Raw genomic sequence first — 14928 nt, 5'->3', positions numbered from 1 at the left:
CCTTCGCCCTGCGCTGTTGCGCAAAGGACACAAAATGGCCGGCCGGATTGCTAAAAGTTTAAAGATTCTTAACAAAACGCCTTATGAAGCGGGCACTTAGCCATGTCGCCCATGGGGAAAGGCGTGCCACAATCCCGGCAGGAGCGCGGCAAAACCGGCTCTTTGCGGTGGCGGCAAGGCGCTTTTCCCATGGCCACTCCGCCTTTCCTGCACCGGATGCGACCGCAAGGGCAGGGCGTTTTTCCGCTCCGCCGCTCGAATCGGCATCGAATCGCCGCCCCGGCCGAGGAAAGGCGAATCCGCAGTGGAATCGCTTGATTCTACCGTCGCTTCCCGGAAACCGGACGTTTCTCGCGGCACATTTTATATATACGCGCCTGCCAGAAGTTGACCTCCGTCGGCAAAACGCACGCCCCGGCCTTTTTGACTGGAGGTCAGAAAATGAACATCAAGAGCCTTCTCATCGGCTCCGCTGCTGCCTTCGCAGCAGTCTCCGGCGCACAGGCTGCCGACGCTATCGTCGCTGCCGAACCGGAACCCATGGAATACGTCCGCGTCTGCGACGCCTTCGGCACCGGCTACTTCTATATCCCGGGCACCGAAACCTGCCTCAAGATCGGCGGCTACGTTCGTTTCCAGGCCGACTTCGGTCGTGACGAATTCGGTGCATCCGACTGGAATGCCTGGACGCGCGCCCGCCTGACGGTTGACGCCAAGTCCGACACCGAACTCGGCACGCTCACGGGCTTCATCGCTCTCCAGACCGAGTCCGGTAACAGCCTTGTTGCTGGCGGCGGCAGCGGCGTTACGACGAGCGACTCCTACATCGACGAAGCCTATATCGAACTCGGCGGCTTCCGCGTCGGTACCTTCCTGAACTGGTGGGATAGCGACCTGATCGGCGAAACGGAAACGGCTTCCAACACGACCCGTTTCACCTCGGTTCGTTACGTCTATGACGGCGGCACGTTCCGCGCCGGCCTCGCAGTCGACGAAATCCCGGACAACTACTCTGTTGTCTCGCACAACGACTTCGGCGTTTCCGGCATGGTTGCCGCCACGCTCGGCGGCGTGAACTTCGAACTTCTCGGCGCATACGACGACGCCGCTGAAGAAGGCGCCGTTCGCGCTTGGCTGACTGCTGACGTCGGCCCGGGCACGTTCGAGCTGATGGGTATCTACGCAAGCGGCGACAACATCTACTACAACGCCTCTGAGTGGAGCGTCGCTCTCGACTATTCGTTCAAGGCTACCGAGAAGCTGGCCATCACCCCCGGCTTCCAGTACCTGAGCGATGTCGACTTCGTCGACGGTCGTGACCAGTGGCGCGTTGGCGTAACCTTCGACTACCAGGTTGTCGAAAACCTCGCAGTCAAGGCAACCGTCAACTACCAGGATGACGATCTCGACGGCGATGCCGTTACGGGCTTCCTCCGCCTGCAGCGCAGCTTCTAATTCGGAAGTCTAGCTGAAAAATAGCCCGCAGCCTCTTCGAGGCTGCGGGTTTTCTGTTTTGGGCAGGGTGCGTTCCGCGATAATGCGCGCGGGGCTTAGAAGCGCCCGAGGAACGCCTTTATCGGCGTGAAGACATCCGGGAAATGCAGGAGCGGGGCGTGGCCCTGACCTTGGGCGAGCGTCGTTTCGACGATCTTCCTGCCGGCCTGCATGCGCTCCAGCGTTTCTGCCGAAAGAATCCGGGAATGCTCGCCGCGCACGATGAGGAGCGGCTTTTCCGCCAGGCGCTCGAATTGCGGCCAGAGTGTCGGCAGCGGCTCGGTGAAGTCGATGGCCTTGAGCTGGTCCGTCAGCTTCGGGTCGTAGTCGGCAACGATGGGGCCGTCCCGGTCGGTGTAGAGGGCGTGGGCCATGTCCAGCCAATCGGCGGGCGCAAGGGCCGGGAAGGCGGCGCCGTGAAGATGGCGAAGGCCGGCCGCCGCCGCCTCGAAGCTGGCGGGCGTGCTGCGATTTGCAAGGTAGTCGCGAATCTCCATGAGCCCGACGGCCTCGATCTGCGGGCCGACATCGTTGAGGATCGCGCCGGCGATGAGGTCCGGCCGCAGGGCGGCCATCACATGCAGGATGAGCCCGCCGCGCGACGTCCCGGCGAAAAGGCAGCGTGAAAGGCCGAGCGCCGTGCAGACGGCGATCACGTCGTTGCATTCGACGGGCACGGTATAGTTCGCCGGATCGGCATCGTGGGCGGAAAGCCCGCGGCCGCGGTAGTCGAGCGCGATCACCCGGCGGGGCGCGACGGCATCGCCCGAGACGAGAAGGGCGAATTGATGGAAATCCCGCGCGTTGCGGCTAAGCCCCGGCAGGCAGACGACGGGCAGCCGGGTGTTCTCGCCACTGGCCGCGGGATAGTCGCGCGCATGCAGCCGCAGGCCGTCCGGCGCGGTGAAGAAGCGGCTGACGAATTCGCTCATGTCGACGATGCCCCTTGCGCAATTTCCCTGCCGCCAGCGTAAAGAGGCCGGCGGGCCGGTTCAAGCGGCGTCTCTTCCGTATGAAGGGAAGGGCACTTGCATGTGAAGGCCCTCTCTGCCTGCCGGCTTCTCCCCCACAAGGGGGGAGAAAGGCTGGCAGCACCCTTTTCCCTCGATTTTCAAATGCCGGGAATGCCGCGGGTTAAGTCCCTCCCCCTTGTGGGGAGGGATTTAGGGAGGGGTCTTCATATATAGGCGATTACCCTGCGTATGAAGGCAAGCGGCGGCGCGGCCGGGAAAGACTATCGCCCGACGCTGAGGTCGTGCTCGATGTCGGCCTTCTGGCCGAGGCGGACCTTGTAGACCTGGTAATTCTCCATCACGCGCTGCACATAGCTGCGCGTCTCGGAGAAGGGGATGCGCTCGATCCAGTCCACCACCTCGTCGACCGGCTTGCCGCGCGGGTCGCCGTAGCGGGCGATCCATTGCGGCACGCGGCGCGGGCCGGCATTGTAGGCGATGAAGGTCAGCACGTAGGAGCCGCCGAATTCGCTGATCTGCTCGCCGAGATAGTGCGCGCCGAGCGTGGCGTTGTAGCCGGCGTCGGTAGTGAGCTTTTCGCGCGAATAGGCGATGCCGTAGCGTTTTGCGACGCCCTCGGCCGTCCCCGGCATCAACTGGAGCAGTCCCTGCGCATTGGCCGGCGAGACAGCGGCGGGGTTGAAGGCGCTTTCCTGCCGCGCGATGGCATAGGCGAGCGCCTTGCCCGAGCCCGAAATGTTGGCCCCGTCCGGAATGACGCCGATGGGGAAGGCCAGCGCCGCGACGTCGATGCCGCGCCCGAAGGCAATCTTGCCGATCTGCAGGGAAAGCTGGTGGTTGCCGTCCTTTTCCGCGTCCGCGGCAAGAAGGGCGAGCTCGCCCGGGTTCGCCAGTTCGCCGGCGAGCGCCCGGTAGAGGCTGTCGCCGCGCCAGCCGTGGCCGGCGGCCTTCAGTCGGGCGATGGCCTGCACGGCCTCGCGCCCATGGAATCGTGCCCGCTCCTCCGCCGTCGGCTTCGGATAGGCGACGTTCAGCGTCTTGCGGCCGATCCGTGCGCCGGCAAGCTGGCCGTAGAAGGTGCCCGGGAAATTCGCCGCCTTGGTGAAATATTCCTTCGCATCGCCCGGCCCACCCTTTTCGGCCGCGCGCCCCAGCCAGTACCAGGCGCGCGAGAGCGAAAGCGGCCGGTCGGACGCTTGCAGGATGCGCTGGAAGTGTTTTGCCGCCGTCTTCGCCTCGCCGAGATCGCGCAGCGCATACCAGCCGGCATGGAATTCCGCCTCGACGATATCGGCCGGATCGTCCGCGCCGTGGCGTGCCGCGACCTTGTAGGCATCGCGGTAATCGCCGAGGTCGGCAAGGCCGCGGCTGATGATGCGCTGCTCGTTCCACCAGGCGCCCGGATTGACGAGGCGCGCCGGGTCTTCCGGCATTTCGGCGAAGAGCTTCGCCGCCGCGCGGTATTCCTCCCGGTTGCGCAGGTTGCGGATGCCAAGATAGGTGTAGGCCGGTTCCTTGCGCCAGCGCGCGTCCACGGCCTTGACGAGGTCGCCGGCATTGCGGGTCTTGCGGATGACGGCGGCCCAGGCGCGGTAGAGCGACTGCGCCTTGCCGAGATCGCCGAAGCGTTCGGCCTGCGTGGCGCGGTCGCGGTAGAGCAGCATTTCCATGCGGGCGAAATGATCCGAAACGGTCAGCAGGCCGCCGAATTCGCCGAGGATCCGGTCTTCGAGGTCGGTGGAAAGGGCTTCCTTCCGCCAGAAGGTGCGCAGGATCTCGCCAGCTTCAGTGCTCTTGCCGGTCGCAATCAGCGCCCGGGCGAGCACCGTGGCGCCCTCGGCCGTCTCCGGCCGGGTGGTGCCGAAGGCGGCAAGCACGTCGGCGGCCGGCGGGTTCTCGCGGGCGAGCGCGCGTTCGGAATGGGCGCGCAACGCCTTCAGCCCCGGCCAGCCCTTCAATTCGCGCTGGGCATTGGCGATCTCCCATGAGGGCACGCCCTTCTGGCCGGAAACCGCGATGGACCAGGTCAGGATATGCCGGTCGAGGCTGCCGGCGGGCAGGCGGTCGCGCGCGGCGATGGCGGCGGCCGGGTCCCGGTTGGAAAGCGCGTCGAGGCCTTCGCGCAGGTCCGCGCTCACGGGCGCGACGTCGCCGGCCCGCGGGATCGCGCTGGTGATGATGTCGGGGGAGGGCATGTCGGCGGCAAAGCCGAGCGGCTCGATGGCCGGCGTCGTGCCGCTCTCCGCCTCGACGGGCGAGGAGCGCAAGGCAAGCCCGGCGGCACCGGCCAGCAACAGGGCGCAAAGGGCGAAACTGTTTCTCGAGATCATGTCACGTCCCGCGAGGCTTCCGGGGCGGCGCGTACGACCTTCATGTCCCGCCCGTTCCCTGCCATCCATTAACCCTTTGTTGCCTTAACGAAACCTTACCGGCGCCGCTCACCAAGCCGTGAACGCCGCCTCTTTCCCTGCGACGGATCGCGGGCCGCGGATATTCGCCGGCCCTGGGCGCCGCCGCCCGGCCGCGCGTGAAAAACGCCCGCCGCGCGGCTTGCCGCATCACCGTCACATGATTATTGTGCGGGCGTTTTTAACCACGGAATACGGCCAAAGCGTGTAAGCCCTCCGGGCGGCTCTGGCCTCAGGAGTTCTCGATGTTCCAGGGATCCATTCCCGCCCTCGTCACCCCGTTCACCGATGCCGGCGCAGTCGATGAAAAGGCCTTTGCCGCGCATGTCGAATGGTCGATCAGCGAAGGCAGCCACGGGCTGGTGCCTGTCGGCACCACCGGCGAGTCGCCGACGCTGTCGCATGACGAGCACAAACGGGTCGTGGAACTGTGCATCGAGGTCGCCGCCCGCCGCGTCCCGGTGATCGCCGGCGCCGGCTCGAACAACACGAAGGAAGCGATCGATCTTGCCCGCCACGCCGAGAAGGCCGGGGCGGATGCCATCCTCGTCGTCACGCCTTATTACAACAAGCCGACGCAGAAGGGCCTCTTCGCGCATTTCTCGGCCATCGCCGAGGCCGTGAAGCTGCCGATCGTCATCTACAACATTCCCGGCCGTTCGGTGATCGACATGACGCCGGAAACGATGGGCGCGCTGCACAAGGCGCATCCCTCGATCGTCGGCGTCAAGGATGCGACCGGCAAGATCGAGCGCGTCTCCGAGCAGCGCATCACCTGCGGCAAGGAATTCGTGCAGCTTTCCGGCGAGGACGCGACGGCGCTCGGCTTCAACGCCCATGGCGGCGTCGGCTGTATCTCCGTTACGGCCAATGTCGCCCCGCGCCTTTGCAGCGAGTTCCAGAAGGCGACGCTTGCCGGCGACTATGCCAAGGCGCTCGAATACCAGGACAGGCTGATGCCGCTGCACAAGGCGATCTTCATGGAGCCCGGCGTCTGCGGCGCGAAATATGCGCTGCACCGCATTCGCGGCCTCAATCGCCTCGTCCGCTCGCCGCTCATGTCGACGCTGGAGCCGGCGACGGAAGCGGCCATCGACGCGGCGCTGCGCCATGCGGACCTTCTGAACTGATGGCGACGAAGGCACGCCCGACGACGATCAAGAAGATCGTGGCGGAGAACCGCAAGGCCCGCTACAACTACGAGATCGTGGATACCTACGAGGCCGGTCTGGTGCTGACCGGCACGGAGGTCAAATCCCTGCGCGAGGGCAAGGCGAACATTGCCGAATCCTATGCCTCGGACGAGGACGGCGAGCTCTGGCTGATCAATTCCTACCTGCCGGAATATCTCCAGGCCAACCGCTTCAACCACGAGACCCGCCGGCGGCGCAAGCTGCTGCTCTCCAAGCGCGAAATCCATCGCCTGCGCGTGGCGATCAACCGCGAGGGCATGACCCTCGTGCCGCTGAAGATCTATTTCAACGACAGCGGCCGGGCCAAGCTCGAACTGGCGCTTGCCAAGGGCAAGAAGCTGCACGACAAGCGCGAGACCGAGAAGGAACGCGACTGGAACCGCCAGAAGGGCCGCCTGCTGCGCGAACGCGGCTGAGGCGGAGCCTTTCCAGCCGAAGCGAAATCGCTTCGGCGGCGGACAATGCGATAAGACAAAAAAACTAGAACTGGCTGTAGATCTGCGCGATCACCGACTGGCGGGCGGCATGGGCAAGCTCCGTGTTGCCCGTTTCCGCCGGAACGTCCGGCGAGGGCGCCGGATTGGCGCTCGGCGTGCGCGCCGTCAGGAACGACGACAGCAGGGCGTTGAGCTCGCTGCTTTCCACGGCAAGCCGCGCGGACCCGTTGCGGCCGTTCGCCCCCTCAAGGTCCGTCGCCTGTGTGGCGGGGACGGCATAGGCGGGCAGGGCCGATGTGCCTGGCAGGCCGGCCGGCGTATAGAGGAAGCCGAGATCGCCGGTCTCCTCCGCCATATCGGACGGGGTGGAAACGCGGGTGACCGGCTGCGGCACGGCGAGCGCGGCAAGCGCGCTTGCGGCAGGCCGGCTTTCGGCGGACGGGGCCAGCGCGCGCGCTTCGAGCGCATTCGACACGGCCCGATAGCTGTTGCCCGAGAACGATACTGCGTCCACCATTTTTCCGGATGTCCTGATGCGAGATGAATTTCAGGTATCCGGAATATCAGCAGAGTCTTGAGGAACATTAACGGCGGGAAACGGGATTTGATTCAAGGTTTATGGAAGCTTGAAACGCCGCATTCCGCCGTTACCCGACTGTCGTTCGCGCCCGCCGGAGGCCCTCATTCCACGGCGCTTTCCACGGGCTCGACGGCGCGCTGCGGGCGCTCGGAGGGATCGCGGCCGATTTCGGCCTTGAGCGTGCCGAGGTCGATGAAATAGTCGGCCTGGCGGCGCAGGTCGTCGGCGATCATCGGCGGCTGCGTCTGCATGGTGGAGACGACGGAGACCTTGCGGCCGCGGCGCTGGAGCGCTTCCACCAGCGTGGTGAAGTCGCCGTCGCCGGAGAAGATGACGAGGTGGTCGACGGTCTCGGACTGCTCCATCGCGTCGATGGCCAGCTCGATATCCATGTTGCCCTTGATCTTGCGGCGGCCGAGCGAGTCGGTGAATTCCTTGGCCGGCTTGGTGACGACCTTGTAGCCGTTATAGTCCAGCCAGTCGATCAGCGGGCGGATGGAGGAGTATTCCTGGTCCTCGATGAGGGCGGTGTAGTAATAGGCCCGCAGCAGGTAGCCGCGCTTCTGGAAGGCCTTGAGCAGCTTGCGGTAGTCGATGTCGAAGCCGAGTGTCCGGGAAGCCGCATAGAGATTTGCACCGTCGATGAAGAGGGCGATTTTCTCGCGGGGGTCGAACATATCTGGCAAATCCTTTTAAATAGAAGTTGAGGAAAACGGTTGGGTTTCGGTCGTACAGCGTCTTGCCGGATGCACTATCCGGTTGAATTAACTCTTTTTCATATAATCATCATTTAGGGCAGAGGCTCGCCGTTTCCAAGCAAATCTAGGTTGCGGAGGCGATTTTTCCCGCCGGCAACGTTTCAGCAGATTCAAGAGCTTCGGAATAGAGAAACAGTTCCCGCGTCTTACCCTATTTGTCCGATATTTTCCCCGTCCGCCTTCCGTAAGGGGAGGGCTCAATCAGGGGTTTGGCGTGTCGGGCGCGATACCTCGCGCGCGGGGGCGGGGGAAGGAAAAACTTGAATTTGTCGCCCGATGCCTGTATCGGGCATGCAAACTCCTGAAATTCTGGATCACAAAGGACAGGCAATGGCCCGTGTCACCGTTGAAGATTGCATCGACAAGGTCGACAACCGTTTCGAACTGGTTCTCCTTGCAAGCCATCGCGCCCGCCTCATCTCGCAGGGCGCCTCCATCACCGTCGATCGCGACAACGACAAGAACCCGGTCGTGGCGCTGCGCGAGATCGCCGACGAGACCCTTTCGCCCGACGACCTCAAGGAAGACCTGATCCACTCGCTGCAGAAGCATGTGGAAGTGGACGAGCCCGAGCCCGATCCGGCAAGCCTCATCGCCGACGACGCGACGACCGCGGTCATCGACGAGGACGAGGACCAGCCGGAGACGATCGCCTTCGACCGCATGTCGGAAGAAGAGCTGCTGGCCGGCATCGAAGGCCTCGTGCCGCCGGAAAAGAGCGACGATTACTGATTTCGGCGCCTTGCCGAAACCTTTGATATTGCGAATGCCGGTGCGCCCCTCGTAAGGTCGGGGCGCACTTTTTTTTGCCCCGCGCGAAGCGGGCAGGAGCCGACCGAGAATGATGCGTCAATATGAACTCGTCGAGCGGGTTCAGAAATACAAGCCGGACGTCAACGAGGCCCTGCTGAACAAGGCCTATGTCTATGCCATGCAGAAGCACGGGCAGCAGAAGCGGGCGAGCGGCGATCCCTATATCTCGCATCCCCTCGAAGTGGCCGCGATCCTCACCGACATGCGCCTCGACGAATCGACCATCGCCGTCGCGCTGCTGCACGACACGATCGAGGACACGACGGCGACGCGCGCGGAGATCGACGAACTGTTCGGCGAGGATATCGGCGCGCTCGTCGAGGGCCTCACCAAGATCAAGAAGCTCGACCTCGTCTCCAAGAAGGCCAAGCAGGCCGAGAACCTGAGGAAGCTGCTGCTCGCCATTTCCGACGACGTGCGGGTGCTCCTCGTCAAGCTCGCCGACCGCCTGCACAACATGCGCACCCTCGACCACATGTCGCCGGAAAAGCGCGCCCGCATCTCGGAAGAGACGATGGATATCTATGCGCCGCTCGCCGGCCGCATGGGCATGCAGGACATGCGCGAGGAGCTGGAGGACCTGTCCTTCCGCTACATCAATCCGGAAGCCTACGAGACCGTCACGCACAAGCTGGAGGAACTGTCCCAGCGCAACGAGGGCCTGATCCGCAAGATCGAGGAGGAGCTGCGCGAGCTCCTGGTCGTCAACGGCCTGCCGGATGCCCTCGTCAAGGGCCGGCAGAAGAAGCCCTATTCGGTCTTCCGCAAGATGCAGTCGAAGTCGCTCTCCTTCGAGCAGCTTTCCGACGTCTACGCCTTCCGCATCCTCGTCGACGACATTCCCGCCTGCTATGCCGCGCTCGGCATCGTGCACACGCGCTGGCGCGTCGTGCCGGGCCGCTTCAAGGACTATATCTCGACGCCCAAGCAGAACGACTACCAGTCGATCCACACGACCATCGTCGGCCCGTCCCGCCAGCGCATCGAGCTGCAGATCCGCACCAAGCGCATGCACGAGATCGCCGAATACGGCATCGCCGCCCATTCGCTCTACAAGGACCGCGAGAGCGCCAACGACGAGGTCGTGCAGTCGCCGCGCTCCAACGCCTATTCCATGCTGCGCCGGACGATCGAATCGCTGGCCGAGGGCGACAATGCGGAGGAATTCCTCGAGCACACCAAGCTCGAACTCTTCCAGGACCAGGTCTTCACCTTCACGCCGAAGGGCCAGCTCATCACGCTGCCGCGCGGGGCGACACCCATCGACTTCGCCTATGCGGTGCACACCAATGTCGGCGACACCTGCGTCGGCGCCAAGATCAACGGCCGCATCATGCCGCTCGTCACCCGCCTCAACAACGGCGACGAGGTGGAGATCATCCGCTCCGGCATCCAGGTCCCGCCGCCGGCCTGGGAGGAGATCGTCGTCACCGGCAAGGCGCGCGCCGCCATCCGCAAGGCCACGCGCGCGGCCGTGCGCAAGCAATATTCCGGCCTCGGCTACCGCATCCTGGAGCGCACCTTCGACCGCGCCGGCAAGTCCTTCTCGCGCGACGGGCTGAAGCCCGTCCTTCACCGCCTCGGCCAGAAGGACGTGGAGGACGCCATCGCCGCGGTCGGCCGCGGCGAGCTCTCCTCGCTCGACGTGCTGCGCGCCGTCTTCCCCGACTACCAGGACGAGCGCGTGACAGTGAAGCCCAGCTCGGACGACGGCTGGTTCAACATGCGCAGCGCCGCCGGCATGGTCTTCAAGCTGCCCGGCAAGGCGAAGACGGCGCTGGAGGGCGGGGAGACGGAGACCGGCCCCGAGGCTCTGCCGATCCGCGGCCTGTCCGGCAATGCCGAAGTGCATTTCTCCGCCGGCGGCGCCGTGCCCGGCGACCGTATCGTCGGCATCATGGAGAAGGACAAGGGCATCACCATCTACCCGATCCAGTCGCCGGCCCTGCAGAAGTTCGACGACGAGCCGGAACGCTGGATCGACGTGCGCTGGGACCTCGACGAGGCCAACAACACCCGCTTCATGGCGCGCATCATGATCAATGCGCTGAACGAGCCGGGCACGCTCGCCGAGGTCACGCAGGTCATCGCCACCAGCGACGTCAACATCCGCTCCATGTCCATGGCGCGCGTTGCGGCCGATTTCACCGAGGTGCATATCGACCTCGAGGTCTGGGACCTGCGCCAGCTCAACCAGTTGATCGGCCAGTTGAAGGAACTTCAGTGCGTTTCGACGATCAGCCGCGTCTTCGCCTGACGGTTCCATGCAATTTTGCGGCAGCCTGCCTCGATTGAGGCAGGTTTGCCCAAGTTTTGACCAGCCGTTATGCGTCATTCGCATGGCTGCGTTGGAATAGTGTCGCTGGTGCCGGAGGGGTCTCGCTCCTATCTTCTGCGTCGGGAGGTAACCGAACGAGGTTTACCATGTTGAAGCAGATCAAGAATTTCACCCGCGCCCTGCGCATCCCGAACACCGAAGAGCGCGAGATGGCCTATCTCAACGGCGCCATCGACCGGATCGACCTGGAATACCGCCAGCGTCAGATCGACCGCGGCCTCTTCCGCCGTTCCTACTGATACCGACGGGCCGGGTGGCGCGGAAGGCCGCGCCACGACAGCCGGCAGCCCCGGCGCCTTCCGGCGCCATTGAAATGCCACCAAGGGATCGGCTATGTCTGGACCATGTTGTTCAGACGCAGAAAGAAGCCGTCCTGGCCTGAGCGGTTGCGCGAATTCTTCTGGCCGCGCAAGGGGGTTACGCGTCCCGCGCGCTATCTCGCCAAAAGGATCCTGCGCCTTTCCGCCTCGCCCCATGCGGTGGCCGCGGGCGTTGCGGCCGGCACCTTCTCGGCCTTCACGCCGCTGCTCGGTTTCCACATCATCCTGGCGCTGGCGCTTTCCTACCTGATCGCCGGCAACCTGCTTGCCGCAGCGCTCGCGACGACCATCGCCAATCCCCTCACGATCCCGCTGATCGCCCTTGCCACCTTCCGCTCCGGCGAGGCGCTGCTCGGCATCCGCTCCACCGAGGCGATCACCGCGGCGGAACTCTTCCATCGCATGGAGCACCTGCAGCTTACCGAACTCTGGCAGCCGGTGCTGAAGCCGATGCTCATCGGCGCCGGCTTCCTCGGCGGCCTCACGGCCTTCCTCGCCTATGCCGCCACGCAGCTTGCCGTGCGTTCCTTCAAGGCGCGGCGCCGGGCGCGGCTCGCCGCCCAGGCCGTCCCTTTCCCCGGAGAACCTTCATGATCATCGGCATCGGCAGCGACCTCATCGACATCCGCCGGGTGGAGAAATCGCTGGAGCGTTTCGGCGCGCGCTTCACCGGACGCTGCTTCACCGAGATCGAGCAGGCCAAATCCGACGGGCGCAAGAACCGCGCGGCCTCCTACGCCAAGCGCTTCGCCGCCAAGGAGGCCTGTTCCAAGGCGCTCGGCACGGGGCTGGCGCAGGGCGTGTTCTGGAAGGACATGGGCGTCGTCAACCTGCCGGGCGGAAAGCCCACCATGCGGCTGACGGGCGGCGCGCTCGAACGGCTGAAGCAGCTCCTGCCGGAAGGCCACGAGGCGCGCATCCACATCACCATCACCGACGACTTCCCGCTGGCGCAGGCCTTCGTGATCATCGAGGCGCTGCCGGCCGGAACGCCGGGATGACCGGTCCCGGCGACTTTTTGGCCGGCATGATTTCCAATAGACAACCTTTCCTCTATAGAGGGCCCCATGTTTGCAAATAAGGACAAGTCCGCCGTGGCAGAGAAGACCGAGAAGGCCCAGGGCGGCCTGTGGGAAAACGTCAAGGTCATCATTCAGGCGCTTCTGCTCGCCGTGGTGATCCGCACGCTGCTGTTCCAGCCGTTCACGATCCCCTCGGGCTCGATGATGCCGACGCTGCTCGTCGGCGACTATCTCTTCGTCAACAAGTTCTCCTATGGCTATTCGAAGTATTCGCTGCCGTTCTCGCCGAACCTGTTCTCCGGCCGCATCTTCGCGAGCGAGCCGAAGCGCGGCGATATCGTCGTCTTCCGCTTCCCGCCGAACCCGGAGATCGACTACATCAAGCGCCTCGTCGGCCTGCCGGGCGACCATGTGCAGGTCAAGGACAGCATCCTCTACATCAACGGCCAGCCCGTGCCGCGCGCGCATGACGGCTTCTTCCGCGCCGACGACCAGTACGACACCGGCGAGGACGTGCCTGTCTTCCGCGAGACCTTCGACACCGGCGTCAGCTTCGACACGCTCGATTCGCGCCCCGGCACGGTCGGCGACAACACGCGCGAATTCATCGTGCCGGAAGGCCATTACTTCATGATGGGCGACAACCGCGACAACTCGGCCGACAGCCGTTTCGACGTCGGTTTCGTGCCCGCCGAAAACCTCATCGGCCGTGCAAGCCTGATCTTCTTCTCGCTCGGCCACGACACCTCCTTCAGCGAAATCTGGAAGTGGCCGACGAACCTCAGGTGGGACCGGCTCTTCAAGGTCGTTGAATGAAGGGCGCCATCCCGCTGAACGACGTGAACCGCAAGGCCCTCGAGGACCTGATCGGCTACGTCTTCACCGACAAGGACCGCCTCGACCGGGCGATCACGCATGCCAGCGCCCGCCCCGGCAAGGGCGTGAACTACGAGCGGCTGGAATTCCTCGGCGACCGCGTGCTCGGGCTCTGCGTCGCCGAGATGCTGTTCCGCACCTTCCGCGAGGCGAAGGAGGGCGAGCTTTCCGTTCGCCTCAACCAGCTCGTCAGCGCGGAAAGCTGCGCGGCCGTCTCGGATGACCTCGGCCTGCACCGCTTCATCCGCACCGGGGCGGACGTCAAGAAGCTCACCGGAAAAGCCATGCTGAATGTGCGGGCGGATGTGGTAGAATCGCTGATCGCCGCCATCTATCTCGACGGCGGGCTGGAAGCGGCGCGCAGCTTCATCCTTTCCAACTGGGAGGGCAGGGCCGCCCGTGCGGAAGGCGCGCGGCGCGACGCCAAGACCGAATTGCAGGAATGGGCCCATGCCCGCTTCGGCGTGACGCCGAGCTACCGGGTGGACGAGCGTTCGGGACCGGACCACGACCCGCGCTTCACCGTGACGGTGGAGATCCGGGGCGTTGCGCCGGAAACCGGCATCGACCGCTCGAAACGGGCCGCCGAACAGGCGGCCGCGACGAAAATTCTGGAACGCGAAGGCGTCTGGCCCAAGAGCCACGCCGCGGATTGACGGATATCATGACCGAAGAACACAACACCCCCGCCGAGACGCATACGAACGGTGAGGGCGCGACCCGCTCGGGCTTCGTGGCGCTCATCGGCGCGACCAATGCCGGCAAGTCCACGCTCGTCAACCGCCTCGTCGGCGCCAAGGTGACGATCGTCAGCCACAAGGTGCAGACGACGCGCGCCATCGTGCGCGGCATCGCCATCCACGACAACGCGCAGATCGTCTTCATGGACACGCCCGGCATCTTCAAGCCGCGCCGCCGTCTCGACCGCGCCATGGTGACGACCGCCTGGGGCGGGGCGAAGGACGCCGACGTCATCATGCTCCTGATCGACAGCGAGCGCGGTCTGAAGGGCGATGCCGAGACGATCCTGGAGGGCCTGAAGGAGGTCCGCCAGCCGAAGATCCTCGTCCTCAACAAGATCGACCGGGTCCGGCCCGAAGACCTCCTGAAGCTCGCCGCCGCGGCGAACGAGGCGGTGACGTTCGAGCGCACCTTCATGGTCTCCGCGCTCACCGGCTCGGGCTGCACGGACCTGATGGACTACCTCGCGGCCGCCCTGCCGGAAGGCCCGTGGTACTATCCGGAAGACCAGATCTCCGACCTGCCGATGCGCCAGCTCGCCGCCGAGATCACCCGCGAAAAGCTCTTCCTGCGCCTGCACCAGGAGCTGCCCTATTCCTCGCATGTCGAGACGGAGAAGTGGGAGGAGCGCAAGGACGGCTCCGTGCGCATCGAGCAGGTCATCTATGTCGAGCGCGACAGCCAGAAGAAGATCGCCCTTGGCAAGAACGGCGAGGCGATCAAGGCCATCTCCATGGCCTCGCGCAAGGAGCTGTCGGAAATCCTCGAACAGCCCGTGCACCTCTTCCTCTTCGTCAAGGTGCGCGAGAACTGGGGCGACGACCCCGCCCGCTTCCGCGAGATGGGGCTCGATTTCCCGACGTCGTGACCGGCTGAGGGCCTTTTCAGAAAAACCCCTCCCTAATCCCTCCCCACAAGGGGGAGGGACTTAACCTGCCGTGCCGCCGCATGCTCTTTGCAACGTTTCTGCTAGT

The 14928-nt window shown here is 64.7% G+C and carries 15 protein-coding genes; 11 read left to right on the top strand and 4 right to left on the bottom strand.

Annotation, left to right across the window (positions count from 1 at the left end; translation table 11 throughout):
• Nucleotides 1-441: 441 nt before the first annotated feature.
• Nucleotides 442-1455: a porin gene (locus tag HNQ66_RS13670; protein WP_184144716.1), complete on the top strand. Its 1014-nt coding sequence runs from the start codon at nucleotides 442-444 to the stop codon at nucleotides 1453-1455.
• A gap of 95 nt (nucleotides 1456-1550) precedes the next feature.
• On the opposite strand, the gene HNQ66_RS13665 is transcribed toward HNQ66_RS13670, so the two are convergent.
• Nucleotides 1551-2426 (bottom strand): alpha/beta fold hydrolase, encoded by an 876-nt coding sequence (locus tag HNQ66_RS13665; protein WP_184144715.1) that lies wholly within the window; start codon nucleotides 2424-2426, stop codon nucleotides 1551-1553.
• A 302-nt stretch (nucleotides 2427-2728) separates the two neighbouring features.
• Nucleotides 2729-4798 (bottom strand): lytic transglycosylase domain-containing protein, encoded by a 2070-nt coding sequence (locus HNQ66_RS13660; RefSeq protein WP_184144714.1) that lies wholly within the window; start codon nucleotides 4796-4798, stop codon nucleotides 2729-2731.
• A 323-nt stretch (nucleotides 4799-5121) separates the two neighbouring features.
• On the opposite strand from HNQ66_RS13660, the gene dapA reads away from it, so the two are divergent.
• Both dapA and smpB read left to right on the top strand, forming a co-directional pair.
• Complete coding sequence (gene dapA, locus HNQ66_RS13655) at nucleotides 5122-6006, top strand: 4-hydroxy-tetrahydrodipicolinate synthase (RefSeq protein WP_184144713.1); 885 nt, start codon at nucleotides 5122-5124, stop codon at nucleotides 6004-6006.
• On the top strand, nucleotides 6006-6485 hold the full coding sequence (gene smpB, locus HNQ66_RS13650; protein WP_184144712.1) for an SsrA-binding protein SmpB: 480 nt from the start codon (nucleotides 6006-6008) through the stop codon (nucleotides 6483-6485). The genes dapA and smpB overlap by 1 nt, the downstream gene beginning before the upstream one ends.
• A gap of 64 nt (nucleotides 6486-6549) precedes the next feature.
• Here smpB and HNQ66_RS13645 read toward each other — a convergent pair whose 3' ends face one another.
• Nucleotides 6550-7023 carry a hypothetical protein gene (locus tag HNQ66_RS13645; RefSeq protein WP_184144711.1) on the bottom strand — a complete coding sequence of 158 codons (474 nt, stop codon included), beginning with the start codon at nucleotides 7021-7023 and terminating at the stop codon, nucleotides 6550-6552.
• A gap of 164 nt (nucleotides 7024-7187) precedes the next feature.
• Entirely contained in the window at nucleotides 7188-7763 is a 576-nt protein-coding gene (locus HNQ66_RS13640) for a LabA-like NYN domain-containing protein (protein ID WP_184144710.1), read from the bottom strand.
• A 411-nt stretch (nucleotides 7764-8174) separates the two neighbouring features.
• Here HNQ66_RS13640 and rpoZ point away from each other — a divergent pair, with 411 nt between their 5' ends.
• The 8 genes from rpoZ to era all read left to right on the top strand — a co-directional run bounded on the left by rpoZ (nucleotide 8175) and on the right by era (nucleotide 14822).
• Nucleotides 8175-8576, top strand: coding sequence for a DNA-directed RNA polymerase subunit omega (rpoZ, locus tag HNQ66_RS13635; protein ID WP_184144709.1), 402 nt, complete (start codon nucleotides 8175-8177; stop codon nucleotides 8574-8576).
• A gap of 109 nt (nucleotides 8577-8685) precedes the next feature.
• On the top strand, nucleotides 8686-10914 hold the full coding sequence (locus HNQ66_RS13630) for a RelA/SpoT family protein (protein ID WP_184144708.1): 2229 nt from the start codon (nucleotides 8686-8688) through the stop codon (nucleotides 10912-10914).
• A 167-nt stretch (nucleotides 10915-11081) separates the two neighbouring features.
• Nucleotides 11082-11234: a DUF3563 family protein gene (locus HNQ66_RS13625; RefSeq protein ID WP_184144707.1), complete on the top strand. Its 153-nt coding sequence runs from the start codon at nucleotides 11082-11084 to the stop codon at nucleotides 11232-11234.
• A gap of 105 nt (nucleotides 11235-11339) precedes the next feature.
• Nucleotides 11340-11909 carry a DUF2062 domain-containing protein gene (locus HNQ66_RS13620; protein WP_184144706.1) on the top strand — a complete coding sequence of 190 codons (570 nt, stop codon included), beginning with the start codon at nucleotides 11340-11342 and terminating at the stop codon, nucleotides 11907-11909.
• Nucleotides 11906-12316: a holo-ACP synthase gene (gene acpS, locus HNQ66_RS13615; protein WP_184144705.1), complete on the top strand. Its 411-nt coding sequence runs from the start codon at nucleotides 11906-11908 to the stop codon at nucleotides 12314-12316. The genes HNQ66_RS13620 and acpS overlap by 4 nt, the downstream gene beginning before the upstream one ends.
• A 93-nt stretch (nucleotides 12317-12409) precedes the next feature.
• On the top strand, nucleotides 12410-13153 hold the full coding sequence (lepB, locus tag HNQ66_RS13610) for a signal peptidase I (protein WP_425503357.1): 744 nt from the start codon (nucleotides 12410-12412) through the stop codon (nucleotides 13151-13153).
• Entirely contained in the window at nucleotides 13150-13869 is a 720-nt protein-coding gene (rnc, locus tag HNQ66_RS13605) for a ribonuclease III (RefSeq protein WP_184144703.1), read from the top strand. Before lepB ends, rnc begins: the two co-directional genes overlap by 4 nt.
• A gap of 8 nt (nucleotides 13870-13877) precedes the next feature.
• On the top strand, nucleotides 13878-14822 hold the full coding sequence (gene era, locus HNQ66_RS13600) for a GTPase Era (RefSeq protein ID WP_184144702.1): 945 nt from the start codon (nucleotides 13878-13880) through the stop codon (nucleotides 14820-14822).
• Nucleotides 14823-14928: the final 106 nt, after the last annotated feature.

Origin of the sequence: Shinella fusca (assembly GCF_014203155.1) — a bacterium.
Taxonomy (GTDB): Bacteria; Pseudomonadota; Alphaproteobacteria; order Rhizobiales; family Rhizobiaceae; genus Shinella; species Shinella fusca.
This window is presented reverse-complemented; position numbering and strand designations above follow the sequence as displayed.